Annotated in this window: 22 protein-coding genes and 2 tRNA genes; 10 read left to right on the plus strand and 14 right to left on the minus strand. The window is 37.0% G+C overall.

The features are described from left to right. Nucleotides 1-2 precede the first annotated feature (2 nt). The 3 genes from I6F65_RS13875 to I6F65_RS13885 all read right to left on the minus strand — a co-directional run bounded on the left by I6F65_RS13875 (nucleotide 3) and on the right by I6F65_RS13885 (nucleotide 4,612). A complete protein-coding gene (locus I6F65_RS13875; RefSeq protein WP_197113386.1) occupies nucleotides 3-1,373 on the minus strand; it encodes a carboxylesterase in 1,371 nt (456 codons plus the stop codon). Then, nucleotides 1,363-4,080, minus strand: a complete 2,718-nt coding sequence (locus I6F65_RS13880; RefSeq protein WP_197113387.1) for an ATP-binding protein — start codon at nucleotides 4,078-4,080, stop codon at nucleotides 1,363-1,365. The genes I6F65_RS13875 and I6F65_RS13880 overlap by 11 nt, the downstream gene beginning before the upstream one ends. A 76-nt stretch (nucleotides 4,081-4,156) precedes the next feature. After that, complete coding sequence (locus I6F65_RS13885) at nucleotides 4,157-4,612, minus strand: Lrp/AsnC family transcriptional regulator (RefSeq protein WP_166110106.1); 456 nt, start codon at nucleotides 4,610-4,612, stop codon at nucleotides 4,157-4,159. A gap of 136 nt (nucleotides 4,613-4,748) precedes the next feature. Here I6F65_RS13885 and I6F65_RS13890 point away from each other — a divergent pair, with 136 nt between their 5' ends. Together I6F65_RS13890 and I6F65_RS13895 are read left to right on the plus strand one after the other, a co-directional pair. Beyond that, nucleotides 4,749-5,918 (plus strand): monodechloroaminopyrrolnitrin synthase PrnB family protein, encoded by a 1,170-nt coding sequence (locus I6F65_RS13890; protein WP_166110103.1) that lies wholly within the window; start codon nucleotides 4,749-4,751, stop codon nucleotides 5,916-5,918. Nucleotide 5,919: 1 nt separating this feature from the next. Continuing rightward, entirely contained in the window at nucleotides 5,920-7,041 is a 1,122-nt protein-coding gene (locus tag I6F65_RS13895; protein ID WP_197113390.1) for an aminotransferase class V-fold PLP-dependent enzyme, read from the plus strand. Here the strand turns inward: I6F65_RS13895 and I6F65_RS13900 are convergent. The 4 genes from I6F65_RS13900 to I6F65_RS13915 all read right to left on the minus strand — a co-directional run bounded on the left by I6F65_RS13900 (nucleotide 7,028) and on the right by I6F65_RS13915 (nucleotide 8,413). Further along, nucleotides 7,028-7,513, minus strand: coding sequence for an RNA-binding protein (locus tag I6F65_RS13900; RefSeq protein WP_197113392.1), 486 nt, complete (start codon nucleotides 7,511-7,513; stop codon nucleotides 7,028-7,030). The genes I6F65_RS13895 and I6F65_RS13900 overlap by 14 nt on opposite strands. Before the next feature lie 304 nt (nucleotides 7,514-7,817). Then, a tRNA-Ser gene (locus I6F65_RS13905) sits at nucleotides 7,818-7,910 on the minus strand. Between the two features lie 51 nt (nucleotides 7,911-7,961). Further along, nucleotides 7,962-8,052, minus strand: a tRNA-Ser gene (locus tag I6F65_RS13910). A gap of 220 nt (nucleotides 8,053-8,272) precedes the next feature. Continuing rightward, a complete protein-coding gene (locus tag I6F65_RS13915; RefSeq protein WP_166110097.1) occupies nucleotides 8,273-8,413 on the minus strand; it encodes a hypothetical protein in 141 nt (46 codons plus the stop codon). Nucleotides 8,414-8,739: 326 nt separating this feature from the next. Here I6F65_RS13915 and I6F65_RS13920 point away from each other — a divergent pair, with 326 nt between their 5' ends. Then, entirely contained in the window at nucleotides 8,740-9,615 is an 876-nt protein-coding gene (locus I6F65_RS13920; protein WP_197113404.1) for a diacylglycerol kinase family protein, read from the plus strand. A 32-nt stretch (nucleotides 9,616-9,647) separates the two neighbouring features. Here I6F65_RS13920 and I6F65_RS13925 read toward each other — a convergent pair whose 3' ends face one another. After that, nucleotides 9,648-10,577 (minus strand): DMT family transporter, encoded by a 930-nt coding sequence (locus I6F65_RS13925; RefSeq protein WP_024611021.1) that lies wholly within the window; start codon nucleotides 10,575-10,577, stop codon nucleotides 9,648-9,650. A 102-nt stretch (nucleotides 10,578-10,679) separates the two neighbouring features. Here I6F65_RS13925 and I6F65_RS13930 point away from each other — a divergent pair, with 102 nt between their 5' ends. After that, entirely contained in the window at nucleotides 10,680-12,122 is a 1,443-nt protein-coding gene (locus tag I6F65_RS13930) for a PLP-dependent aminotransferase family protein (RefSeq protein ID WP_197113407.1), read from the plus strand. Between the two features lie 75 nt (nucleotides 12,123-12,197). On the opposite strand, the gene I6F65_RS13935 is transcribed toward I6F65_RS13930, so the two are convergent. Beyond that, complete coding sequence (locus tag I6F65_RS13935) at nucleotides 12,198-13,001, minus strand: YggN family protein (RefSeq protein WP_024611019.1); 804 nt, start codon at nucleotides 12,999-13,001, stop codon at nucleotides 12,198-12,200. Nucleotides 13,002-13,387: 386 nt separating this feature from the next. Between I6F65_RS13935 and I6F65_RS13940 the strand changes: the two genes are divergently transcribed. Further along, a complete protein-coding gene (locus I6F65_RS13940) occupies nucleotides 13,388-13,573 on the plus strand; it encodes a PA3496 family putative envelope integrity protein (protein WP_007579801.1) in 186 nt (61 codons plus the stop codon). A 117-nt stretch (nucleotides 13,574-13,690) separates the two neighbouring features. On the opposite strand, the gene I6F65_RS13945 is transcribed toward I6F65_RS13940, so the two are convergent. From I6F65_RS13945 to I6F65_RS13955, 3 genes are all read right to left on the minus strand, one after another. Then, on the minus strand, nucleotides 13,691-14,188 hold the full coding sequence (locus I6F65_RS13945; RefSeq protein ID WP_024611018.1) for a glutathione peroxidase: 498 nt from the start codon (nucleotides 14,186-14,188) through the stop codon (nucleotides 13,691-13,693). 96 nt (nucleotides 14,189-14,284) lie between these two features. Then, nucleotides 14,285-14,584, minus strand: a complete 300-nt coding sequence (locus I6F65_RS13950; protein WP_024611017.1) for an AzlD domain-containing protein — start codon at nucleotides 14,582-14,584, stop codon at nucleotides 14,285-14,287. Continuing rightward, a complete protein-coding gene (locus I6F65_RS13955; RefSeq protein WP_166110087.1) occupies nucleotides 14,581-15,285 on the minus strand; it encodes an AzlC family ABC transporter permease in 705 nt (234 codons plus the stop codon). Before I6F65_RS13955 ends, I6F65_RS13950 begins: the two co-directional genes overlap by 4 nt. A gap of 108 nt (nucleotides 15,286-15,393) precedes the next feature. On the opposite strand from I6F65_RS13955, the gene I6F65_RS13960 reads away from it, so the two are divergent. From I6F65_RS13960 to I6F65_RS13975, 4 genes are all read left to right on the plus strand, one after another. Continuing rightward, entirely contained in the window at nucleotides 15,394-16,050 is a 657-nt protein-coding gene (locus tag I6F65_RS13960; RefSeq protein ID WP_024611016.1) for a cytochrome b/b6 domain-containing protein, read from the plus strand. 278 nt (nucleotides 16,051-16,328) lie between these two features. Continuing rightward, the gene (locus I6F65_RS13965) at nucleotides 16,329-16,898 is read left to right on the plus strand and encodes a chitin-binding protein (protein ID WP_166110084.1); all 570 of its coding nucleotides are present in this window, start codon (nucleotides 16,329-16,331) and stop codon (nucleotides 16,896-16,898) included. 147 nt (nucleotides 16,899-17,045) lie between these two features. After that, a complete protein-coding gene (locus I6F65_RS13970) occupies nucleotides 17,046-19,121 on the plus strand; it encodes a S9 family peptidase (protein ID WP_197113409.1) in 2,076 nt (691 codons plus the stop codon). 59 nt (nucleotides 19,122-19,180) lie between these two features. After that, nucleotides 19,181-19,579: a hypothetical protein gene (locus I6F65_RS13975; RefSeq protein WP_197113411.1), complete on the plus strand. Its 399-nt coding sequence runs from the start codon at nucleotides 19,181-19,183 to the stop codon at nucleotides 19,577-19,579. Between the two features lie 22 nt (nucleotides 19,580-19,601). Here the strand turns inward: I6F65_RS13975 and I6F65_RS13980 are convergent, their stop codons facing one another. Further along, on the minus strand, nucleotides 19,602-20,357 hold the full coding sequence (locus I6F65_RS13980; RefSeq protein ID WP_166110076.1) for a LytTR family DNA-binding domain-containing protein: 756 nt from the start codon (nucleotides 20,355-20,357) through the stop codon (nucleotides 19,602-19,604). Between the two features lie 238 nt (nucleotides 20,358-20,595). Between I6F65_RS13980 and I6F65_RS13985 the strand changes: the two genes are divergently transcribed. Beyond that, nucleotides 20,596-23,538 carry a TonB-dependent siderophore receptor gene (locus I6F65_RS13985; protein ID WP_024611011.1) on the plus strand — a complete coding sequence of 981 codons (2,943 nt, stop codon included), beginning with the start codon at nucleotides 20,596-20,598 and terminating at the stop codon, nucleotides 23,536-23,538. A gap of 288 nt (nucleotides 23,539-23,826) precedes the next feature. Here the strand turns inward: I6F65_RS13985 and I6F65_RS13990 are convergent, their stop codons facing one another. Further along, nucleotides 23,827-24,300: a Dps family protein gene (locus tag I6F65_RS13990; protein ID WP_024611010.1), complete on the minus strand. Its 474-nt coding sequence runs from the start codon at nucleotides 24,298-24,300 to the stop codon at nucleotides 23,827-23,829. Nucleotides 24,301-24,438 lie beyond the last annotated feature (138 nt).

A 24,438-nucleotide genomic window follows, 5' to 3' on the forward strand; every position in this document is an offset into this window, starting at 1 on the left:
AACTACTTACCTTGTACGTGTTCTACGTTTTTAATAAACGTACTAATTTGTATTTTAAGCTCGGTAAAATGAGGATTATAAGTTAAGCGTTGTAAAGCCGGGTATTGCTTTAAGTTAGCGCTTGTACGCTCTCCTAGCTGTGGGTTTTTAGTTGTTTTACATGTTTTATACAGCGGCTCGTCGTTAATAAAGCTGCCGCAATTACGATAGGATGCATTAACTCCGTAATGTGGATTTTGTGGTGAGTTAACAACCGCTATATGCGATATACCATGAATTTTTTTACACTGCTGTGTAGTGCATTGCGGATTACTTACTGTGTAGTCACTCGTAAAGCCCGTTGGTAAAATATCGGTGCTTCCATAAAGTACTAAAGTATCGAGCGGCTTATATTTGATTGAATTACCTTTGTGTAATGCACTCAATAATTTTAGCGTGGCACGCGTATCTATCGTGGTATCAATATCGCTAAGTACACTAAAAATAGGCAATTTAAGTGCAGGGCGTTTACTCAAACTACCAATACTAGCAAGTGACATTGCATCGTACGAAGCGGTAGCTGCATTTAACGGAAATGATTCATACTTAGCAAAGTCTACATCAGCATCTTTATCTATCCAATTAACAAACGGAATAGCATCAATCCATTTTGCCATCCAACCTTGCTTATTATGTGGTTCAGAGCCAGGTGAATAAAGCATAAGTGCTTTAACTTTAGATGAAAGAGGTTGTTTGGTTACGTAATCAATAAGTAACGCAGCACCGGTAGAGTAACCTGCAAGTATCACCTCATCAAAGTCTTGTACTGAGCGTTCAACTGCGTATTTTATTGCCTGTTGCCATTGGCTGATTTTTACGTTTAATAGAGCGCTTGCCGCGCTTCCGTGTCCAGGTAATAAAATAGTTCGTACAGTATAACCTTGTTGATAATACACTTGTGCTAAATCGTGATATGTAAACGGTGTATCGGTTAACCCGTGAATTAATAGCGCGACCTTATTACTGTTTGGGTATGTTAGTTCAAAAGGAGCAATAATATCTGCAATAGTAGGGTCTAATTTACGCTTCCCTTGTGCTATTAATTGTTGGTATGTTTTTGTAATTACAGGGCATGGTATATTTGCACGTGGATTAGCTTTATTAATATGCTGGTAGGCGTAACTTAAATAATCATCGAATGGTAAAGCAGCGTGGTAATTAAAAGGTTGGTGGCTGTGCTCATTTTCAAAACGTAATAAACCTTGTTGCTTACTTTTCGTTATAAATTTAAAGTCGCTCGCTTGTTCTATACAGTTTTGAGCGACAGCAATATGAGAGAAAAAACTTAAAACCACACCAAAAAATACACTTAAAACTAAACCGCTATTGTTCATTTACTTCTACATATTGGACTAAACATTCAGTTAGCTTAATGAGTTCAAGCGGTTTTGCAAGATGTTGATTAAATCCAACTGCTTGAGCGTGTGCTTTATCCTCTGGCATAACATCGGCGGTTAAAGCAATAATAGGGAGTTCTTGCTCTGTTTTAAATTGCCTAATAAGTGCAGTGGCTCTATAGCCATCCATAATAGGCATTTGGCAATCCATGAGTACTAAATCAAAATGTTGATTTTTAGCAATATCAACAGCAAGTTCACCATTTTCTACTACGTACGGCACAATACCTAACGAACCAAGCATTGCTTTAATCACCATTTGGTTTACTGGGTTATCTTCTGCTACCAAAATATTTAAAGACGCAATATTAGTATTTTCAAAGGTAACAAGAGGTTGTTCTTGTGGTTCAATTGTTTCTAATTGTATTGAGAATGAAAAAGTAGATCCTTTATCTAATTCACTTTGAACTGTTAATTTTGCACCCATAAGTTGGCTTAGTTCTTTTGCTATTGTTAAGCCTAGCCCGGTGCCCCCAAACTGTCTTGAAGTAGAGTTATCGGCTTGAGTAAATGCGTTAAACAGTTTTTGATGTTGGTTTGCTTTAATTCCAATGCCTGTATCAGAAACAGCAATAGCAAGCTGAACTTTATTAGCCGAGACAAATTCAGCCTCTATATTTATTGTAACACCGCCTTTGCTCGTAAATTTAATGGCGTTACTACATAGATTAAGAAGTATTTGTTCTATTCGCATAGGGTCGCCAATAAACCAAGTATCTACGGGGAGTTTATTATTAATTTTCCAATCAATGTTTTTATTATTAGCGCTGTGTTCAAACATATTATCAATACGCTGTACAAGTGCATTTAAATCAAATGGAATGGACTCAAGAACTAAGCGTTGCGATTCTATTTTTGAAATATCGAGAATGTCGTTTATTAAGCTTAATAGGCTTTTAGATGAAGAGTTTATTTTGTCTAAATAACCAATTAATGTGCTGGCGCTATCCTCTTTGCGAGCAAGCGAAGAAAAACCAATAACAGCATTAAGTGGGGTCCGTATTTCATGACTCATATTGGCTAAAAATTGACTTTTAGCTTGATTGGCTAAATCAGACTGTTTTTTAGCTTTTACTAGAGAATGCGTACGCTCAGATACTTGGCGAGTAAGTGCAATTTGCTGCTGATTAAATAAGAGTAATACAATTAAAATTAATGAACATACTGCGACTTGTAATATGAGTAATAACAACGCAAGTTGATTGTTATGCTGTGCTAAAAAGCTTTCTATTAAAGTTAGTTTTACAATCCACTTTTGCCCTGCAAAGTCGATTGTAAATGACATTAAACTGCTTCCTTTTGCTTGTTCGATATTTTCTGAGTAGTTACTATAAAATGGCGGTTTATCTATGTCTTCATAAATACCAATAGAAAACATATCAGACTGCTCTTTAGAAATTGCTTGTTCAATAATACTACGTACTAAAAATACACCAGTGGCATAGCCTTTAATGGTTTCTTTATTGTCTTGAGCATAAACAGGTGCAAATAATAAATAAGCCGGTTTTGGTTGTTTGGTTTGTATAAGCTGAATTATTTTAGTCCCTACAGGCATATATTTAATTGAAGGGTTGAGTAGTGAGGATTTTCTATCAGGGTTAGAAAATACATTAAAACCAATTGCTTTTTGGTTTCCGTTAAAGGGGGCTATGTATTTTACGATAACAAGTGGATCATCTTCTTCAAGTGGTTCCCCTACAATATCAATATCTAAATGATAAATGTTTGACATTTCTTGAGTGAACGCTTGGCGCTGATCTTGTGGTATTTTTACATTCCACGATAGAGCTTTAATAAATGATTCTTGTGTAAGTAATTGGTTGGCGTAAGAATAAAAATCTTGTTGGCTTAATATAGAAGACGACTGCATTTTGCTTGCTAAACTTTGCACCGCAATAATACTGCTATTGGTGTGTCTATAAAGACTGTTTTCTATGACGTGAACTTCGCGTTCAGCAATTTTAATTGTATTTCTACGGTTTTCTTGATCATATAGCTGAGTTGTAACCGCTACCGATACAAATAGAATAGAACATACTGCTATTGTGGGAAGTACAGAAACACTATGTTGATAAGATTTTTGTGGTAACAAAGAAAGTAAAAATGGAGTGGCAATTAATACTCCTAATGTATCGCCTAACCACCAGTAAACTACATTTTCCCAATGGTTATCTATGCTATAAACAGAGTTAAATTGACTCAGTGCAAATACACCAAAATTAGCTGAAATTAAACTAACTAAAATGGCGATAACCACAATAAAGTAAATAATATTCTTTCGCTTTTTAAAGCGTAGTGGGTGCCCTAACCAAAACTTTAAGAGCGCAGCACCTAGCATTGCTTGCATTACAACACCAAAGGCAATATACATTGCCTCATTAAATGAGTTACCTACAAGCACCATTTCATGAGCTGAGCTATCAAAAATATTTAAATTAAATGCGATTGCTGCTACAAACAAAGGCGGAATAAATCGCCACCACCATATATAACAACCAACTAAAGCAATACCTGCGGGTAGCCAAATGGGAATAATTTGCGAGTTAAAAGCGAGTTTAGTAAGTGTAATACCGACTAAAAAATAAGCCAAAGCAAAAAGTATGTAAAAAATAGCAGAATGATATTTTGAATTAAAATATTTCACATAAGTCCCAAGCAATTTTTATTCTTATTTTTAATAGCTATCAGTATAGCTAACAGTGAGTTGTTTGCGGTATTTTTTATAATGGTAACTGTTTTTTGCTAAATGACTGCTTTAATACTATCGTCGACTCTATATTAGCAATATAACTTAAGCTACCTAATTGATGTTTTACGAACCTCTCGTAGCTTTCGAGATCGTGGGCTACTATTTTTAGTAAATAATCGTAACTTCCAGATATTACACAGCACTCTAATACGTGGCAGAGTTTTTCTACGTGTTGCTCAAACTGATCTGCTGCACTTACTGAGTTTTGGCTTAACCGCACAAATGCATACACTAATACATTAAGATTAAGCGCCTTAGGGTTTATGGCTGCGTGGTAGCCGGTAATAACGTCTTCCTGCTCGAGTTTTTTAATACGTCTTAGGCAAGGCGTATCAGATAAATTAATACTATTAGCTAAGTCAGAAACCGATATGCGAGCTTGGCTTTGAAGTGCTATGAGTAATTGCTGATCTTTTTTATCTAACATGATTGTCGGCTTTTATTAATTATTTTTATATTTGTAGTGATTATTGCTAATTATGCTGGTTTTTACTAACTTTTTTGGCGTTTTACCCTCATTGAACTCTGTTAGCATTTAGCTATAAAAATAATAGAGTACAACAATGAGCACACATACCGTTATTTTCGATCAATGGATACGAACAGAATTTGTTACTTTAAATAGTGAGCTGGAACGGCTTTATTGGCAGCAAAGCGATAAAGCAAATGTAGAAGGAATTGGTGAAGCCTTAAAGCAACAATTAGAAAAAGAAGGCAACGCATTAATTAGTAATTTATTAGCCGAAGGAAACACAGATCAAGGCTTTGATAGTGCCTTTGACTTACTCGGTAACGTAGGATTGTTTATGGCTGCATGTAGGCGTCATGAAATTACCGAACCAAGCAGAGAAACCACTTCACCGCTAATAGAAGCCTCTGCGCTTGCTATGCATATTGGTGCATCTATTGGTGTAACACCTCGTTTTGCTACCGCACACTTAACTACTCATAACAAAGCACTTAACGGTATTTATAAGCGTTTTACTAATTTACCCGATGAAAAACTATTTATTGATTATAACACTCAAGGTATTTTGGCCTATAAACGGGCAAGTGACGCTTTACTAAAAATATTGCCGCTCGGTATCTCACACCCCTTGTGTGGTGAATTATTAAAAGTAGCCAAACAAGCGCTTATAGATGTAATTGAATCAAATAACGCACTTTATTCTGAGCTCGATACAGATCGCTTTTTTAACTGCGTTCGCCCTTATTATAAACCGTACCGTGTAGGCAAAGAGGTTTATAGAGGCGCAAATGCAGGTGATTTTGCAGGCATTAACGTGATTGATATGCTGCTAGGGCTTTGTAGCGCAAATGAGCCAAGTTACTCGCAAATGCTGGTGGATAAGTTTTTATATATGATGCCAGAGGATCAACAAATACTACGAGAAGCCATGCGTATGCAAAGCTTTATGGATAACTTTTTACAAGCCGAGCAATATAAAAATACAGATTGGTTTAAAAACCACGCAAAGTTATTTATACAAGTGTGCAAATTACATGGCGACACCGCAGTCGGTCATCATAATCAACTGGTTGAAAAATTTATTGCTCAGCCCTCAAAAAATATGCAACAGCAGCATATGAGCAAGGTAACAGCAAGTGGTCCGCCGCTTCATGTGTTGCTTGATTCGCTCGAAAAATTAAGAGATAGGCGAGCCAGCGCAAAACGCGACGATATAAAAACACGTTTTGATGATCTAAACACACTTAAAGAATGGGTTAAATAGCATGCTTAAAAATGATTTTTGTATGGCTGATGGCTGTTATTTATTAAATCACTCGGTTGGGCGTCCACTTAAAAATACACAGCAATATTTAGCCCAGCATTACTTCTTGCCGTGGGAGAGCTCCAGCAAAGAGCCATGGCAACAATGGCTGCCCGCAGTTGAGCAGTTTACTACCGCACTTGGTAAGTTATTTAATGCGCCTAGTTCGCAGTTTTGTCCTCAAGTTAATTTATCAAGTGGCTTAACAAAGTTGCTTATGTCGCATCCTCGATTGCAGCAAAAAAATTGTAAAGTGCTAATGGCGCAAAGTGATTTTCCGAGCATGGGTTTTGCAATGCAAAAAGCATTACCAGAGTGCGCACAAATCATGTTTATACCTGAGCACGAAAACTTAACTGATATTAGTGTTTGGCAGCGCTATATAACTTGCGATATCGACTTGGTTTTTATAAGCCATGTATATTCAAATACAGGCGTACAGTCGCCTGTATACGATATTGTAGCTATGAGCAAATTAACCAATAGCTTATCAATAATTGATGTTGCTCAATCAGCTGGTGTTATACCGCTCGATTTAAGCGTACTCGATGCTGACTTTATGATTGGCTCAAGCGTTAAATGGTTATGTGGAGGTCCAGGAGCCGCTTATTTATGGATTAACGAGAATCAAATAGAGTGCTGTGAACCTAAAGATGTGGGTTGGTTTTCACATCAAAATCCATTTGAGTTTGATATTAATCACTTTGCATATAACGCCAGTGCGCTTAAGTTTTGGGGGGGCACTCCTTCTGTAGCGCCTTACATTATTGCAGCGAATAGCATTGCTTACTTTGCCGCATTGGGAATCAATAAAGTCAGAGCGCATAATTTCGAGATGATCACGCTTATTCACCAGCACTTGAGTGAGTTTGTAGTATCACCTACTTTAAACGATGAATGCAGTGGAACCGTTATTTTAAACTTTAATAGGCAACAGAATGCTGTGCTACAAGCGCTTAATAAAGCTGAAGTTAGTGTTGATGCTCGCAAAGATGGAATACGAGTATCGCCTCATGTGTATAACACCACTGACGAAATACACATGTTTATTTTAACTATAAAGCAGGCGCTTAAGGCTGTTTAAGTTGTAACTTTTGTTGTGTAAGCGACTCAATTTGCTGTTGTGCTTGTTTAATTGCAGGCTCATATGATTGTTTTAAAGATGCCGTTTTAGTTGCAATAGCATCAGCAATAGAAGATGCCCCCAAGCGATTTGCTTTATCTTGAGTCATATAATTTATTTGCTGCTTTTTTTCTGCATATTCTTTTTGATGTTCTTTAATAGAAAGTTGCAGCCTTTTAATATCACGATCTATTTGTTGAATTTTTAAATAACTATCTACAGAAGTGTCTGGGGCTTTATTGCTTTGCAGCTTACTACTATACGCTTTTGTTACATTAATCGTTTTAAGTGTAATAATTTCAGCATCTTTAGCACAGGGGGTTTGGCTAAATGTAGGTATATCTTTAATAATACACTTATAAATAGTTGTGTCTTCAGCTTTACTTATAAACGGTGCTGTTAAACAAAGTGAGAGTAATAAAAGTCGAATCATGGTTAAACCTAGTTTGGCTTAAAGTTAAGCTAATAATGCACTAAGTTATTGTTTTTCACAATTTGTTTGATTTTATATTTTAGGTACTAAAACATTAAATATGAAGAGTTATGATTACATTAAATTTAAGATTAAAAGCTGGTGATAGAGCTATTTAATACCAATTGAATTAAACATAAATTACCTTAGTGATAATTGGTAAATTATAGAGGCTCACTTACTGAATATCATTTATATGATTGACTGCAGTGCGAAGTGAAATTTGGGCATAAAAAAACCACAATTAAGTGGTTTAAATTTAGTATGGTGGAGAGGGAGGGATTCGAACCCTCGATAGAGCTACAAACTCTATACTCCCTTAGCAGGGGAGCTCCTTCGGCCACTCGGACACCTCTCCAACGCATAACCGTTTGTATTGGTAGTAGTAAAAAAGCCACCAATTAAAATATGGTGGAGAGATAGGGATTTGAACCCTAGATGGGCTATAAACCCATGCCGGTTTTCAAGACCGGTGCATTCGACCACTCTGCCATCTCTCCGTGACGCAGAATAATACTTAGGTGATACCGCTGTGTAAATAGCAAAATGACTGTTTGCCTAAAATTTATACGTAAATGAGGTTTTTTTTGTAAATAATGAAGAATTTAGGCAATTTTTAATAAAATAAATAGGTTGCAGCAAACTTGAGGGAGCTAAATAAGAGACTTTATTTAGTGGTTGAGTGTTTGCTGCACCGTAAAAATAATCATGGTTGAGTGATTATTTATATTGAGCTGGGCTGCTAAGTGCTAGTTTTTTGCCAAAACGGTTAAGTTTAGCTAACATTTTTGCTTTACGGTTAGTTGGTTTAACGCCAACGTGAGTTGCTGCTGTTTGATTTAAAGTATTAATTGGATTCATTATCTTGCTCCTGGTTGTGTCTGTTGAAAACGCGTGCATTTTGCACGTTAGTTGATTAAAAATAAAACGATAAAAGTTATAGGTGAAGCATTAGTTATTTTGATGTGAAGCCTGTTTATTAATGCGTTGTTAAGTTTGGTTTTTTGATTGATTTGCATAATTATTAAAAGAAAAAAAACTAAATGGTTAGTGTTAATGGTGGTTTTGCGAGGTTTTTTATTTTTTCTTTATTAAAGCTTTATGTTTTTTGAATAAATATTCAGATTAAATAAATTTATTTAAAGTTTGTTTTTAAGTTTTTTGGTAATGCGTAAAGGTGATCGAATTTGTCGTTATTAATAATTATTAAGCCAAACGCTAAAAAACGAGCTGAAAAATTACTTGAGTGGCTCAAAAATGCGTGTGAAAAACGTGATTTATCGTATTCTATATTTGAAACAACAGGTGAGTTTGCTAATGACCTAGCAAAAATTAAAGTAATGTTAAGTCAATTTAGTAAAGCCGTGACATTAGGCGGTGACGGTACTTTGCATTTAACGGTAAATGCTCTAATGGGGAGTACTTGTACTCTAGCATTATTACCATGTGGTACAGGTAACGATTTTTCGAGAGGGTTTAGTTGTAACATAGCTGACTGGCAGCATGCTGTATTTAATAACCCTACAGAAGTTGATGTTGGCCAAATTAATGAGCGATACTTTATTAACATTGCAGGTGTTGGCTTTGATGCTCATGTTGTAAATACATTGAATAATAAAACAAGGGGTTTTGCGTTTAGCTATAGCTGGACCAGCTTTAAAGAATTATTTTATTATAAACCTAAACAACTCAATGGTGTCTTTACTCAAGGCGCAGAACAATACCCTAATTTAATGACGGTGTTTGCTAATCATAAGCACTTTGGTGGCGGCTTAAAAATTGCGCCTAATGCATCGCTTACTGATGGGATGGTTGATTGTTATCAAGTACGATCTGGTCGTGTTTTATGTAATGTGATAAGTTTTATTAAATTGTTTTTTAACCGTCATCAACACATAAAAAATCTGACTTATAGTCGCTTAAGCAGCGCGGTTATAAATACGAATGGATTATTAATTGAAGCAGATGGTGAGCTGGTCGGTAAAACACCAGCGGTTGTAAGCGTGCATGAGCAAGCTTTACTTTTTCATATACCAATAAAAAAAGCGTCTACTGTAAAGTAGACGCTTTTGCGTTAGTTGCGTTAATAACGCCTCTAACTGGGGGCGGAGCCACTTTTAGCAATTGCTCTGTTAGCTAAAAAGGCATTAATTTTTTTAGTTGGAGTAAGCACAATAGCGTTACCCAATAGTACTAAGCTAAATCCGGTAAAGGTATTCGCATGCCATTCAAAATTTTCAAAAAAGCTACTAAGTGTTACTGCAACCAGCGGAAATAATACAATCACGTAGCTGGCTTTTTCTGGGCCGATATTTTTTAGTAGCGCAAAATAACAGCCAAAAGCGATTACGGTGCCAAATACCGATAAATAAAGTAATGATAACCAGTAGCTAGTTGGGGCGCTTAAACTAAATTGCACGTCGTTTATTAATACATATAACGCTAAGCCAATAGCGCTATATAACATGCCCCATGCATTGCCTTGCAACACACCAATTTGTTTACGAGAATTGCGAACGCTTACCATGTTTCCTAATGAAGCCACAAAGGTGCCGCCAAGGGCAAGTAGTAACCCGACCAATGCACCATTACTTAAGTCGAATTGTTGTAACTGTGGCCAGAACAGACATGTAATACCTAATACCGCGAGTACTGCGCCTGTATAAATTCGTTTTGAAATAGGTTTACCAAAGAACAACCGAGTGTTGACTATATTCATAACAAGTAGCATCGAAAAGGCAATTGAGGCCATTGCTGAGGTTAGGTAATTTTGTGCCCAGTAAAGCATGAGGTAATTTAAGCCAAAGTTACAAATAGCTAATAAAATAAAAAAACCATGATCAGTTAAATTAAAGCGCATATCGGGTTTTTTGTAAGCCACATATAACCACATTAAAAGTGCTGCAATCGCAAAGCGGTAAAATAATGATAGCTCAACAGCAATATCGCCTAATTGAAACCCGATAGCTAGCCACGTTGACCCCCAAATTAAAACAGTTGTAATGTATAGCGCCGCACTTTTCATGGTTGATCTCCAAAACCCGATTTAATGGTTATTCTAAGACCTATCTGTATACTTACCATATACAGAAAAGTAAAAATGTAACCTATACAGATTTGGTGTGTAATGATCAGACAAAAAAATAGCCAAGGGCATGAGTTTTTATATCAACAAGTTATTCAGTTGATAAGAGATATGAGCGCCCAACAAGTTTTACTCCCGGGTGAAAAACTGCCATCACTGCGTAAAATGGCTGATAATTTAAAGGTAAGTATTCCAACCGTAAAACAAGCTTACCAGTCACTTGAAGATCAAGGCTTAATAGAGGCTCGTGCAAAATCTGGTTATTTTTTAAAAGCCGTAAATTTGGCACAAAACCTACCTAAACGAGTTAAATTAAGTCGCGAACCTGTAGTGGTAAATAAACAGGCGTTAATAGAGCAAGTATATAGCGCGATTCATCAAGCTAACGTAGTCCCTTTTGGTATCGCTAATCCAATTGCCGCAGCACCAACCGACAAAGCACTTGCCAGAAACATGCGCCGAGTAATGACTATCGCAGGCAGTAAAGCGATTAACTATGGGCCAACAGACGGTTTTGTTCCTTTGAAAAAACAGTTGGTGCATCGTTATTTAGATTTTGGCATTGGTATTAATATGGACGAGTTGGTGATCACCAATGGCGCACAAGAAGCGATGGCTATTGCGCTTAAATGCGTGACAAAGCCTGGCGATGTAGTTGCTATAGAAACGCCGTGCTATCACGGTATTATAGAGTTAATAGAAAGCCTAGGGCTTAAAGCGCTCGAAATACCATTGTGCCCAGATAATGGTATTTGGTTAAACGATTTGGAACGAGCTTTAAGTGAGCATGATATAAAAGCTTGTTTATTTTCGACTGCTATTAGTAACCCTGTAGGTAGTTTTATGCCAGATACAAATAGGCAGCAACTAGTGGAGTTACTCGAAAGCCATGACGTGGTGTTAATTGAGGATGATGTATACGGCGATTTATATTTTACGGCAAACCGAGGTACACCTGCTCTAGCATATTCCAAAAAAGGGTTGGTAATTAGCTGCTCATCTTTTTCTAAAACCGCAGCGCCTAGCTATCGTGTGGGTTGGGTGGTTGCGGGTAAGTTTGCAACACAAGCGCGACGATACAAAAGAGCACTAAGCTGTTCTGCTTCGCTAATAAACCAATGGGCGCTATCTGAATTTATTGCTAGCGGAGAATACGATCGAAACTTAAAGGTGCTCAGGCAGCGCCTACGCGATAATAAAGAGCGTATGCGGTGGTGTTTACAGCAAGCAATGCCAAAAAACACACGTATAAGCGATCCAAAAGGGGGTTGTGTAATATGGCTAGATTTAGGAAGCGAGTACGATAGCCAAAAGTTATTTTTACTCGCACTTGAGGTTGGTATTAGCATTACACCTGGGCTTATTTTTTCAGCCTCTAATAAATATAAAAGCTGCGTAAGGTTAAGTTACGGCGTGCAGTGGAGCGAGCAGATAGAACAAGCAATAATAACACTTGGCAAGCTTACCTTATTAGCTAAAAAATAGTATTTAGAACATAAAAAAGCAGCATTTAAGTAAACTTAAATGCTGCCAAAGGGATATTAAATAAAAAGAACTACATTAGTTTTGAGTATTCTGTTTAAAACTAAATAACTGATAACCTTTAAGCTGCGGAATTTGTACTACTAATTGCTCTTCTTGTTTTGCAATGTCTGCAAAGCTACCGCATAAAGAATTAGCGCGTTCTTCAAGTGCACTGGCGTGTAGCCCTACTTTTTCTTCTATTTGTGCACCCATATTTTCCATGCGTTGTTTAAATGCATCCATGTCGCCTCCAGAGCCTAGCAACTCTGAACCTAAAGCCATTAAAATACTGCCCATAGACTGCATTACTGCTGATTCAACTGCTGTTTCTATTTGCTCTTCAAACTGTTGTTCAAAGCTTTCACCAAATTGATTAAAACTTTGTTGACCCATTACAAATGTACCTTGCTGGTAAAAGGTATTTTCTACTTCAATTCTAATATCGTCCATAAGTGAAGACATATCTTCAAGACCGTCGATGTTAAAAGCATTACTCACTTCCTCTAATGCAACACCGGCAATTTTTACACCATCAAGCGCTATGTTAGCTACCTCAGGGAGTTTCGTACGCAGGCTATCAGAATACTTAGTTAATGCACCACGTTGTGAGCTATCAAGCGTTACTAATTCGCCATTTACGGTTAAGTCACCATCGGTATTAAATAGCATGGTTTGATTGTTTGCCGTAAAAATTTCTAATTCGTTTGGCTTAATGCGTACGTCATTTTTAAATTCAACATCACATTGCTCACCGCTAAATGAAACAGCTGAATTGTTATCGTTATGAGCCATGGCTGCTGGCGTACAAATTAATGCGCTAACTAATAGTAATTTTTTCATGTTTTTTCTCTACTTATTGTTGATGACTATTAATATATAACAAGTTTAATGCCATTATTTTTTTATTATAATAAACAACATATTAGTTTGTTTTAGGTGTTTTTTTGCGACTCTGTATAGTTATTAATTAACTATTTTTTAGTCAAATTAACTAAGTTATACAAGGCTATAAAAAATATTTATCGATACGATAAAAAACTCTCACTTTCCTCAATTGAAATTTAGCGCTATTTATTCACATTACTGACATGAAGACTATTTAATATAGCTACGTGACTTTATTTTGACGTGAATTTTTATAATGTTTTTGCGTTAAACATTTTAATTTACCAATTATTGCGGTTAAAAAACCCTTGGTTGGTCTCAAACACTTTATGGAGTGGGTTGTGGGTAAGACATTTAGTTACGATGCGCTAGATGACGATTTTGTTGAAGACGAGTATGAAATGCTCGGGCGTAATCAACACGATAAGAACAAGCAAAAGGTTAAGAAGAAGTTGGAAGACTACCTTGAGCAAAAACGCTTACGTAAAAACCTAGGCGAAGACGATTTAAGCGATTACACAGATTAAATCGTACTAGTATAAATAAAGGACCAATTAATATTGGAGTCTTAAATGTGCAGTTATACGTACGTTTAAGGCTTGATAGTATTGGCAATAAAGAGGCCTTGCGCCTCTTTATTACTTTTAAAGCGGATTTTTAGTTTGTGTTAATGCTTTTTGAATTGTGAGCTCTAATTTTTCGGGCTTAGTGAAAGGCGCATAACGCTTAATTGGTGTACCGTCTGCTGCAATTAAAAATTTAGTGAAATTCCATTTAATTTTTCGTGTTAAAAAGCCCGGTAAAGCTGACTTCAAATAACGAAATACAGAGTGTGCATGCTCACCGTTTACATCTACTTTAGCCGACATTAAAAAACTAACCCCATAGTTAATTAAACATCCTTGCTCTATTTGTGTTGCATCACCGGGTTCTTGCTGACCAAATTGATTGCACGGAAACCCTAAAATAACTAAACCCTGGCTGGCATACTTATTATGCAAGGCTTGCAATGACTCATATTGGTGGGTAAATCCACATTTGCTTGCGGTATTAACAATAAGCACAACTTTACCTTCAAAATCATTAAAGTTGATAGGGTGACCTTGCAAGCTTGTTGCGCTTAGTTGATGAAATTTGTGCATATTGGTGTCTTTTTTATTATTGTTAGCAGCATTTTAACCCCAGATTAGTATTTCATAAAGTATAAAGGTTAGATAACGGCTTTAGTTTAATCTGCCTTAGTTTAATATTAAAAATAGCCCCATGCCCGCAAGGGTAGTGTAATAAATATTATGTGTTTTATAGGCAACTATAATGGCGACAATCGCTGCGCTAAGGTAAGGGTTTTGCCAATTTAAATTAATACCATCTTCGTTTAAAAATACGATAGGTACCCAAATGGCTGTTAGTACTGCTGGGGCACTAAAGCTTAAAAATTGCTGCATTTTAGGGCCGACCTTAAACGGTAAATTACGGTGTAAAAACAAATAACGCGTAAAAAATGTAATGCACGCCATGAGTAAAATAGTCGTCATCATGCGTTAACGTCCTTTTTAGCTGTTAGCCTTGCAGTGATGTAACCCGCGCTCATTGCAATTAGTGCTGAGCAAACAAGCCACAGCTCAAATCCTGTACTTTTTAAAAGTGTCGCGCTAACACCTGCCACAATAACGGTAATGAGTGAGGCTAAGTTTTTAATACCCGGAATAACCAAAGCTATAAACGTAGCCGCTATGGCAAAGTCGAGCCCTAAATTAGTTAAATCGGGTAGCATTGTGCCCGCTACAATGCCAATTAATGTCCAAATGTTCCATGCAATATAAAAGCTAAACCCTGCGCTAAGTGCGTATGTTAAACGTATTTTTGTTCTATACGCTTTACGATGATGAGAAAATGCAAATAGCTCGTCAGTTAAAACAAAGCTCACCGGTAAGCGCCAGCGCATAGGTTGATCAATCACTTTGTGTCTTACAGCTAAACCATATAAAAAGTGGCGTGAACTAATAATAAAAGTAGTAAATAAAATAGTTAACAGCGGGGTATTACCAGCCATAAGCTCAATCGCGACAAGTTGCGCCGAGCCTGCAAACACTAATAAAGACATGGCTTGCGTTTCTAATGCGCTAAAGCCATTTTGAATAGCTAAAGAACCGCATAAAATACCCCAAGGGATAACGGCTAAGCACAGAGGTAACATGTCTAAAAAGCCCTTTAAAATAGCTTTTTTAACTGGTTGCATGGTATTTACTCTCACGGCTTGTAGAATGGCTAATAAGGATACCTTAATATTATGATGTTAAAGTAGTTAACATTTTCAATAATACTGTTTTTTTTAAGGATTAGTAAAATGACGACGTTAAAAGTGTGGGATGGCTTTGTCCGAAGCTTTCATTGGTTATTAGTAATAAGTATTGCAGTACTTTATTTTAGTATTGATGAGGGCATGATTGAGCTGCATTTTGTTGCTGGTTTTTTTACTTTGGCGTTGATCGCAACACGTTTAATTTGGGGTTTTATTGGCAGTAAAACGGCTAAATTAAGTGCACTTATTCACTCACCAAAAGCTGTATTTAAGAGCTTTAAAAAGCCGACTGATATAATTGGTCACTCTGCCCCTGGCAGTTACATGGTACTTGCATTTTTTGCTTTGATAATTACGCAACTTACCACGGGCTTGATGAGCAGTGATGGTATTTTAACTGATGGTCCGCTTGCGCAGTATGTATCGAGCGATACGGTTGATTTTGCAAATTGGCTGCACCGCCTTAATTTTGACATACTACTTTATGCCATCGGCTTCCATGTGCTGGCTATTATTATTTATCGAATTAAAGGCAAACCGTTAGTAAAAGCGATGATCACCGGTTCAAAAGATTTAACAGCGGGGGAGTCGCAAACCGTAGTAACAAAAGCACCTTGGTTAGCGTGGTTAATATTTGCAGCTTTATTGTTACTACTTATATTTACTTGGGCAAAAGAGCCTCTAAGTTATTTATTTAGCTAAAAGAACGCTAAAACCAATCGTTAATGATTGGTTTTTTATTTAGGTTACATTCTTTTGTTTGATTGTTGTATGCTGGCAAATTATAATCGCCGAATTGTTGGTGAACCAATCTAAAAATTAGAATGTAAAGCATCTAATCTAAGGTTTTAGACTATTAAAGCTGTTATCGTAGGATTAGCGCATAATCTATTATTATGTATTACTTGCCCTCAATGTGTTTTTTATGTATCCATATAATATGGGTACGATTTTGTAACTCTTAAGGTGTTGCTGTGTTTATGCATACGTCGTTGGCCTGTGGAAAATGGTCAGCTATAGGTTGCTTAAATCACCATACTCAATTATTTATTGGTGATGTGGTGAGTGTAACCTTTTACGACATGCAAGGAGAGCTAGTCAGTTTATCGTTTGATTATAAAATCACCTCGCTTGAGCAAGGTGAACCTCATGCATGGCCGCGTTTAGTGGCTGAGTATATTAATGTGCATATTCCTCTTGTAAGCGCAGGAAAAATGACCGATGAAGGTTTAGTTTTAGCTTATAGAAAAAACGAAATTTTTGCTTTACAAAGTAGCGGTATTTATAAAGTTCACATTGACTTTCATTGCATAGCGAAATGCGATGATTGTATTGATACAAAAAATAACGCATACGATTATATATACCCTGAGAATAGCGATATCTACAATGCAGGAACGAAAGTACTGCAACCTAAAACGGGGGAGGTTTACGAATGCAGACCTTGGCCTTTTAATGAATTTTGCCGAGCGAGTGAAGATAAGAAAAAAATGTTTGAACCTGGCGTTGGTAAAAGTTGGGCAATGGCTTGGTTACAAATATCAGGCTAGGCATAGCTTTCATTAAAAATTAAACCCTCTGTAAGTGTTGTTATTTTTAACAAAAAAACCGCTACATCTGAGCCTACTCAATATTGAGTGGGCTTTTTGCTTTTATGATAAACTGTAAATATTATTGTTTTTTAATTGGCTTCATTTGTGTCTCGTCCTGATTTTTCTTTAAATTTATTGCCTAATTTTCCTATTGCTCAAAAGCAACCTCATAAGCTTACTACTCATAGCAAAACACGCACTGATAATTATTATTGGATGCGCGATGATGAGCGTCAAAATGAGGACGTATTAGCCCATTTACAAGCTGAAAATACTTATTGTGATGAGCAATTAGTCGCTATGAAGCCGCTACAAAATACATTATTCGAAGAGCTAAAAGCACGTATTGTAAAAGACGACAATACGGTGCCGGTTAAGGACGGAAAATACTGGTACCACAGTGAAGTACGTGGAGATGATGAATACTCTCGGCATTATCGAAGTACAAGCATGAGTGCAGATGACAAACAACTTCTATTAGATGTAAATGAAATAGCTGATGGATACGAGTTTTTTGAATTAGGAGAGGTTGCTTTAAGTTCGTGTGAGCAACTTATGGCTTATTCTGAAGATACTGAAGGTCGTCGTATTTATACCGTGCACTTTAAAAACCTTGAAACAGGCGAAATGCTGTCAGATGTACTTGAAAACACGGAAGGGCAAATTGTTTGGGCAAACGATAATAAAACTGTTTTTTACGTTAAAAAAGATTTGCAAACACTGCTTGGCTATCAAGTGTTTAGGCATGAGTTGGGGAGCAAGCAAAGCCAAGATGTAATGGTATATGAAGAGCAAGACAGTAGCTTTTTTATGGGACTTGGTAAAAGCCGCGACGAGAGCTTAATTATAATTGATTTAGCATCGACGGAAACAAACGACACATGGGTGCTTGATGCAAATAACCCGAATGGCGAATTTAAAGCGCTTATGCCGCGTGAAGAAGGTCATGAATTTGACGTAGATAAACTCGGTGACACATTTTATATTGTAACTAATTGGCACGCTAAAAACTTTAGATTAATGACGGCAACAAGCCAAACTATAGCGGATAAAACACAGTGGTTAGAGCATACACCCCATAGGCGTAATGTATTGCTTGAAGGTGTAGAGTTATTTAATAACTTTTTAGTATTAAGTGAACGTGAGCAGGGGCAAGCTCGATTTGTAGTTGTTGATCAGCAAAATAAACGAATGGCGTTAGAGTTTGTAGATCCTTGTTATTATGCCGCAATTGCGATGAACCCAGAGCCTGATGCACAAACAGCACGTATTTATTATTCAAGCTTAACGACACCAGGTTCTTTGTACGATGTTGATTTAACAACTGGCGTAAAAACGTTACTTAAGCAGCAAAAAGTATTAGGTAGTTTTTGTGCTGATGACTATCAATCTGAGCGATTAATGGTTATTGCACGAGATGGTATTAAAGTACCTGTTTCGGTTGTATATCGTAAAGATAGCTTTAAAAAAGAGGGTACCAATCCGTTATTTCAATATGGTTACGGTGCTTATGGTTACACTATCGATCCAAGCTTTTCTAGTACGTCATTAAGCTTACTTGACCGTGGTTTTGTTTATGTAATAGCGCACGTGCGTGGCTCTGAAATGTTAGGGCGTGAATGGTATGAGCAAGGTAAGAAAGAATTTAAGCAAAATAGCTTTAACGATTTTATCGATGTAACAAAAGCACTTATTGAGCAAGGTTATTGTGATAGCAATAAAGTATTTGCATCAGGTGGTAGTGCCGGTGGTTTGCTTATGGGAGCCGTTGTTAACCAGGCTCCTCAATTGTACTGTGGCGTTGGTTGTCATGTGCCATTTTTGGACGTGTTGACAACTATGCTTGATGAGAGCATACCACTAACAACAAATGAGTACGACGAGTGGGGAAATCCAAATGAGCCACAATTTTATGATGTAATTGAAGCTTACTCGCCGTATGACAATATTAGTGCGCAGGCTTATCCTAATATACTGGTGACTACTGGGTTACACGACTCGCAAGTACAGTATTGGGAGCCTATGAAGTGGGTTGCAAAAATGCGTGAGCTTAAAACAGACAGTAATATTTTAGTCTTTAAAACTGATATGGATGCTGGTCACGGTGGCGCATCAGGTCGCTTTAAAAGCTTAGAAGAAAAAGCGCTCGAAATGGCTTTTTTTATCGCATTGTTAAATTAACTGCAAAATCGATAAATTGTATTATTCTATATAATAGAACTTAATATATAAGGTAATTTATGTTTGGAGCACATGGCGAATTCCAGATTTGTTCACAGCCCCCTAATATGTATTTAAAATTAAAGGGTAGCTTCAACAATGAAGGCATTACATTGTTAACTAGCGGTGTTATTCAAGAGTTAAGTACTCACCCCAAAAATACGATTAAGTATGTAATTGTTAATCTTGGGGAGTTTGAGCTTTTAACTTTAGATAGCCTTGATTCGCTAGAAGCTTATTTTGCTGGTGTAAAGGAGCGTGGCTATCAACGAGTTGACTATTTAAATATTAATATCGTAGCTAAAAATATGTTCGAAAGAATATGGAAAAATAGCGATGTAGAAGTAAACTTTTATAAAGATAACGAAAGCTATTTATTAGTGCACCCAAACGATAATTACATCAAGCAAAATTGGTAACTAAAATGAGTATTACAAGCCGCTACTGAAGAGGGCTTATAATACTCTCTAAACAACTTTTGTAACGTCTTGAAAGGTTTAAACACATATCATTTTTAAGCCTTACTTTATAGTCGCCGCTGTCGGTTGGCATTAGTTCGCAAATTGCTTGTTTTCTAACTAAAGTTGAGCGATGAATACGAATAAAGCCTTCAGGTACTAATTGTTGCTCAATATTTTTCATGGTTTCACGATGTAAAATTGGTGTTCCACCTTGCGTAAAATGTAGCTCTACATAATTGCCCGCACCATTTATCCAAATAATATCTTGTATATCAATTAACCGTACTTTACCTACATCTTTAACCACAATATGTGATGACGATGGCTTATCTTGTTGGGTGTTTTCTTGATATTGTCGCTCTGCTGCACTAGCAATAGGGCACAGATGTATGAGCTTATCAAAGCACTTTTCTACTCTTGGCGTTGTTGAATCTAAAGTTAAAAAATCAACTGCACCTACTTCAAAAGCAAAACTCGCAAAGTGACCAGACTGAGCAATAATTACCAATTTCATTTTTTTTGCAAGTTCAGTTAGATGCACAATTTGAGTGGGATCGGATAAATCCGTTAACTCATAAAAAAGTACGTTATATTTGGTAGTATCAATTTGATCTAATCGCTGTGTTGAAACAAGCGATTGAGACTCAAAATGTCTATGATCTTGCACGCGTTTTGTTAAAAATGTTGCAAAGTCAGTATTAGCAACAAAAGTTAGTGCATGAAAAGAAGCGTTCATTATTGTCTATCCCCTACTATGTATACTTATAAAGACCGTGCTTAGAGAAAAAAATGTTATAAAAATACCAAATATTTTCAATAATGAATGTGATGTATATTTTTATCCCATCAAACAAGCATTTCATACCTGTTACAGAGCCTATTAAAGAACATATATAGAGACTTGATTTTAATCCCCTTAATGTAACTCGCGAAGTAACCATTTAGTTACAAAAATAACAATTCAGGGGAAATAAATGAAATTAACTAACAAAGGTAATGATCGATTATTTAAAAAATCATCATTAACAGTCGCATTAAGTAGTGTATTACTTGCAGGTTTTTCGTTTCAAGGTGTTGCAGCTGAGGATGAAGAAATTGAAAAAATAGAACGAGTGCAAGTGACTGGTTCACGTATTCGCTCAGCAGAAGCTATGTCATCTGCACCAATTCAAGTTGTAGATAGCGCTGCTATCGATGCTTCTGGTTCACTAAACATTCAAGATTTACTACTTGATAACCCAGCATTTGGTTCACCGGCTATTAGCCGTACTAACTCAAATTTTAATACAGCCAGTGCGGGTGTTGCTACAGTTGATTTACGTAACCTAGGTTCTAACCGTACATTGGTATTAGTTAACGGTCGTCGTTATGTATCAGGTGTACCAGGTAGTTCTGCTGTTGATTTAAATACTATCCCAAGCCAATTTATCGAGCGTGTTGAAATTATGACTGGTGGTGCTTCATCTGTTTATGGCTCTGACGCTGTTGCTGGTGTAGTTAACTTTGTTTTAAAAGATGACTTTGAAGGCGTTGAGTTTGATGGCCAATATGGTGAGTCAAGTGAAGGTGATGACGAGTCGCGTCAATTTAACTTCACTTCAGGCTTATCAAGTTCAGATGGCAAAGGGCATGCAATGTTTCACCTTGGTTACTCTGATCAAGGTGCTGTTTTCTCACGTGACCGTGATCGTTCAGCAGTAGACCAATTTTCAGGTATTTTCTTTGAAGATGATCCAGTAGCAAACCCTGGCTCTGTATTTGATGCCGTAAGCCCGTTCTTATCTTCATTCCCACCACAAGGTCGTTTTAGCGCTGGAGATGAAACATTTACGTTTGATGGTTCAAATAATCTACAAAATTCGTTTAGCACTAACGGCGGCGATGGCGTAGAGGCAAATGGTTTTAACCGAAGTGGTGTACGTACAATCGCAATACCTACAGAGCGTTACTTATTTGCGTCAAATGGTAGTTATGAATTAAGCGATAAGCATAGCTTCTTTTATGAAGGGACTTACGCTGCAACGACAACAGAGTCTGAATTAGAGCCGTTCCCGTTCGCTTCTGACGATATTTATGCAAATGGTCAAGTACCGATTGAATTTAATGTAAACGGTGAAATATTACGTAGTGCATTCGTACCAGATGATATATATAACGCAGCAACTGACACCGATGGTGATGGTATGCGTGATATCTTTTTTGCAAAACGTTTGAGTGATATCGGTAACCGTGGAGCACGAGCAGAGCGTGATACATTCCGCTTAGCACTTGGTTTTCAAGGTGAAATAGCAGATGGTTGGTTTTACGATACTTACTATGTATATGGTAAAACAAAAGAGCAACAAGTTTCAGGCGGCTTAGTTAATGTGCAAAGCTTTCGTCAAGGTTTAGAGTCTGTTATCGATAGCCAAGATTTAGATGGCGACGGTATTACTGATGAAGCTATTTGTATCGATGCTACAGCACGTGGTTTTAACTGTGCACCAGTAGATATTTTTGGTTTTAATTCGTTATCACAAGGTGCGATTGATTTTGTAAGTGCACCTAGCTCACTTTCAACGTCGGTTGAGCAAGAGATTATTGGTGGTAATATTTCAGGTGATTTATTTGAACTACCAGCGGGTGTAGTGGGTATTGCTGCTGGTTTTGAATACCGTGAAGAGTTCTCTCGTAGTGAATTTGATGCACTACAGCAAGCCGGTCTTAATGCGGGTAATGCAATCCCAGCAACAGAAGGCTCGTTTGACGTAACAGAGTTTTATGTAGAAGCTAATATTCCAGTGCTTGATACTGTAACAATGAACGCAGCTGTTCGCTTATCTGATTATTCAACAGTCGGTAACACCGAAAGTTGGAATGTGGGTGTTGATTGGGAAGTAATGGATAGCTTACGTTTACGTGCTACTCGTGCTCGCTCAACACGTGCTCCAAATATCGATGAGTTATTTTCTCCACCTTCGCAAACGTTCCCAAGTGGTTTAAATGATCCATGTTTAGGTGTTAGCAATAGTGGTGGCGGTGCTGCAGGTGACGCTTGTCGTGCAGATGTTGGTGTTACATCTAACATTGCATCAAATGGTGAGTTTGCACTTAACCAGTCTGATCTACAAGGCATTAGTGGCTTTAACCGTGGTAACGAAGACTTAAAAGAAGAGGTTGGTGATTCTGTAACAGTAGGTTTGGTATTTACTCCAGAAAACTTAATATCTGGACTAGATATCACGCTTGATTACTTCGACATTGAAATTACTGATGCAATTGTTTCAACGCCTCGTCAGTTTATTCTTGACCAGTGTTATGGTGGTGGCGATACAAGCTTTTGTGACTTTGTAACTCGTCGTAGCGTTTCTTCAGGTAACAATAGCGCTGGTTCGCTAGAGTTTATCGACAGTGGTGTAACTAACAGTGGTGGCTTAGGTACAGAAGGTGTTGATTTAACACTAACGTACGCTACTGATATTGGTCCGGGTGCGTTTAGAACTCGCCTTGCTTACACTTACTTAATCGATGGTTACAGCATTCCACTTCCTGGTGCTGATAAAGATGAGTTTGCTGGAGAAATTGGTGCATCAGAACATAAAGCTAACTGGAACTTTGGTTATAAACTTAATGACTTTGATTTTAACTGGAGCTTAACTTACATTGGCTCTGCAGACTTTGATGATCAATTCTTAAGTGGCTTTGGTATTGCACCAGGCGGAATTGGAATTGGTTCGGTAACGTACCATGATGTTCAAGCAAGCTACCATATCAGTGATTCAATGGAATTATATGCAGGTGCAAGTAACTTATTTGATAAAGAGCCACCGCGCATTCTATCGGGTGTGAGCGGTTCAAGTACTGGTACTGAAACTGATGCAGGTACGTATGACCCAATTGGTCAATCATTCTACGTAGGTTTTAGAAGTAAGTTTTAATAAATAACGGTATTAATATCGTTATTTAACGAGTTATGTTTACAAAGCCTCAGTAATTACTGAGGCTTTTTTTTGTAAAAAAAAACAATACAGATTTTTAAGCAATATAGCGCTACTTGCCCCTGTATATAAGGGCTAAATCCATTTAAACCAAAAAAAACGCCACTGGTAACAGGTGCGTTGTTTAGTTTGAGTAAAGGTCTAATATGATAATCGAACCGTTTGATTATTTAACGATTTATCCCTACTTAAGCCCTCTTTGAGGGCTTTTATCTTTTTAGCTTAAAATTAATCTAAATATGCTTTTAGCATCCATACAAGTTTTTCTTGCTCAGAAATGTATTCACTCATAAGGGCTGCTGTACCTTCATCATTAGCGTCGCTAGCTTGGTTTAAAATATCACGCTGCATATGAATTAATGTACTGTAACCAGCAAGTAGGTTTTCTACTGCCGTAACGCCATCACTAATGCCTTTAGCTTCTTTAATCTCGCTTACCTTTAAGTAATCAGAGAATGCATGTAGTGGTGCGCCATCTAACGTTAAGATACGCTCAGCTACTTCGTCTACTTTTAAAAGTAATAGGTTATAAATTTCTTCAAACTTAACGTGTAGTTCAAAAAAGTTACGGCCTTTAATATTCCAGTGAAAACCACGCGCATTCATGTATTGAATTTGGTAGCTGCTTAATAGCGTATTGAGTGATTTTACAATGTCATCACTTTTTGCACTATTTAGACCAATTGCGTTTACCTGTGACATAACTTGCTCCTTAAATAACCGTTAATTTGTGAACTGCCAATGAGTATTATACATTAGCCTTAATTAGTAAAATCGTTTAATTTTATCAATGTAATAGCTTTAAACTATCAACTGTTAATGACATTACTTTTAAATTAA

Origin of the sequence: Pseudoalteromonas sp. SWXJZ94C (genome assembly GCF_015864385.1) — a bacterium.
In the GTDB taxonomy this organism is placed as follows: Bacteria; Pseudomonadota; Gammaproteobacteria; order Enterobacterales; family Alteromonadaceae; genus Pseudoalteromonas.

Coding starts and splice junctions, on each gene's coding strand:
- I6F65_RS13885 (WP_166110106.1), bottom strand. CDS start 4,612: ATGTTAGATAAAAAAGATCAGCAATTACTCATAGCACTTCAAAGCCAA.
- I6F65_RS13965 (WP_166110084.1), top strand. CDS start 16,329: ATGCATACGTCGTTGGCCTGTGGAAAATGGTCAGCTATAGGTTGCTTA.
- I6F65_RS13915 (WP_166110097.1), bottom strand. CDS start 8,413: ATGAATCCAATTAATACTTTAAATCAAACAGCAGCAACTCACGTTGGC.
- I6F65_RS13985 (WP_024611011.1), top strand. CDS start 20,596: ATGAAATTAACTAACAAAGGTAATGATCGATTATTTAAAAAATCATCA.
- I6F65_RS13895 (WP_197113390.1), top strand. CDS start 5,920: ATGCTTAAAAATGATTTTTGTATGGCTGATGGCTGTTATTTATTAAAT.
- I6F65_RS13980 (WP_166110076.1), bottom strand. CDS start 20,357: ATGAACGCTTCTTTTCATGCACTAACTTTTGTTGCTAATACTGACTTT.
- I6F65_RS13990 (WP_024611010.1), bottom strand. CDS start 24,300: ATGTCACAGGTAAACGCAATTGGTCTAAATAGTGCAAAAAGTGATGAC.
- I6F65_RS13875 (WP_197113386.1), bottom strand. CDS start 1,373: ATGAACAATAGCGGTTTAGTTTTAAGTGTATTTTTTGGTGTGGTTTTA.
- I6F65_RS13925 (WP_024611021.1), bottom strand. CDS start 10,577: ATGAAAAGTGCGGCGCTATACATTACAACTGTTTTAATTTGGGGGTCA.
- I6F65_RS13930 (WP_197113407.1), top strand. CDS start 10,680: ATGATCAGACAAAAAAATAGCCAAGGGCATGAGTTTTTATATCAACAA.
- I6F65_RS13955 (WP_166110087.1), bottom strand. CDS start 15,285: ATGCAACCAGTTAAAAAAGCTATTTTAAAGGGCTTTTTAGACATGTTA.
- I6F65_RS13950 (WP_024611017.1), bottom strand. CDS start 14,584: ATGATGACGACTATTTTACTCATGGCGTGCATTACATTTTTTACGCGT.
- I6F65_RS13900 (WP_197113392.1), bottom strand. CDS start 7,513: ATGATTCGACTTTTATTACTCTCACTTTGTTTAACAGCACCGTTTATA.
- I6F65_RS13935 (WP_024611019.1), bottom strand. CDS start 13,001: ATGAAAAAATTACTATTAGTTAGCGCATTAATTTGTACGCCAGCAGCC.
- I6F65_RS13890 (WP_166110103.1), top strand. CDS start 4,749: ATGAGCACACATACCGTTATTTTCGATCAATGGATACGAACAGAATTT.
- I6F65_RS13960 (WP_024611016.1), top strand. CDS start 15,394: ATGACGACGTTAAAAGTGTGGGATGGCTTTGTCCGAAGCTTTCATTGG.
- I6F65_RS13975 (WP_197113411.1), top strand. CDS start 19,181: ATGTTTGGAGCACATGGCGAATTCCAGATTTGTTCACAGCCCCCTAAT.
- I6F65_RS13945 (WP_024611018.1), bottom strand. CDS start 14,188: ATGCACAAATTTCATCAACTAAGCGCAACAAGCTTGCAAGGTCACCCT.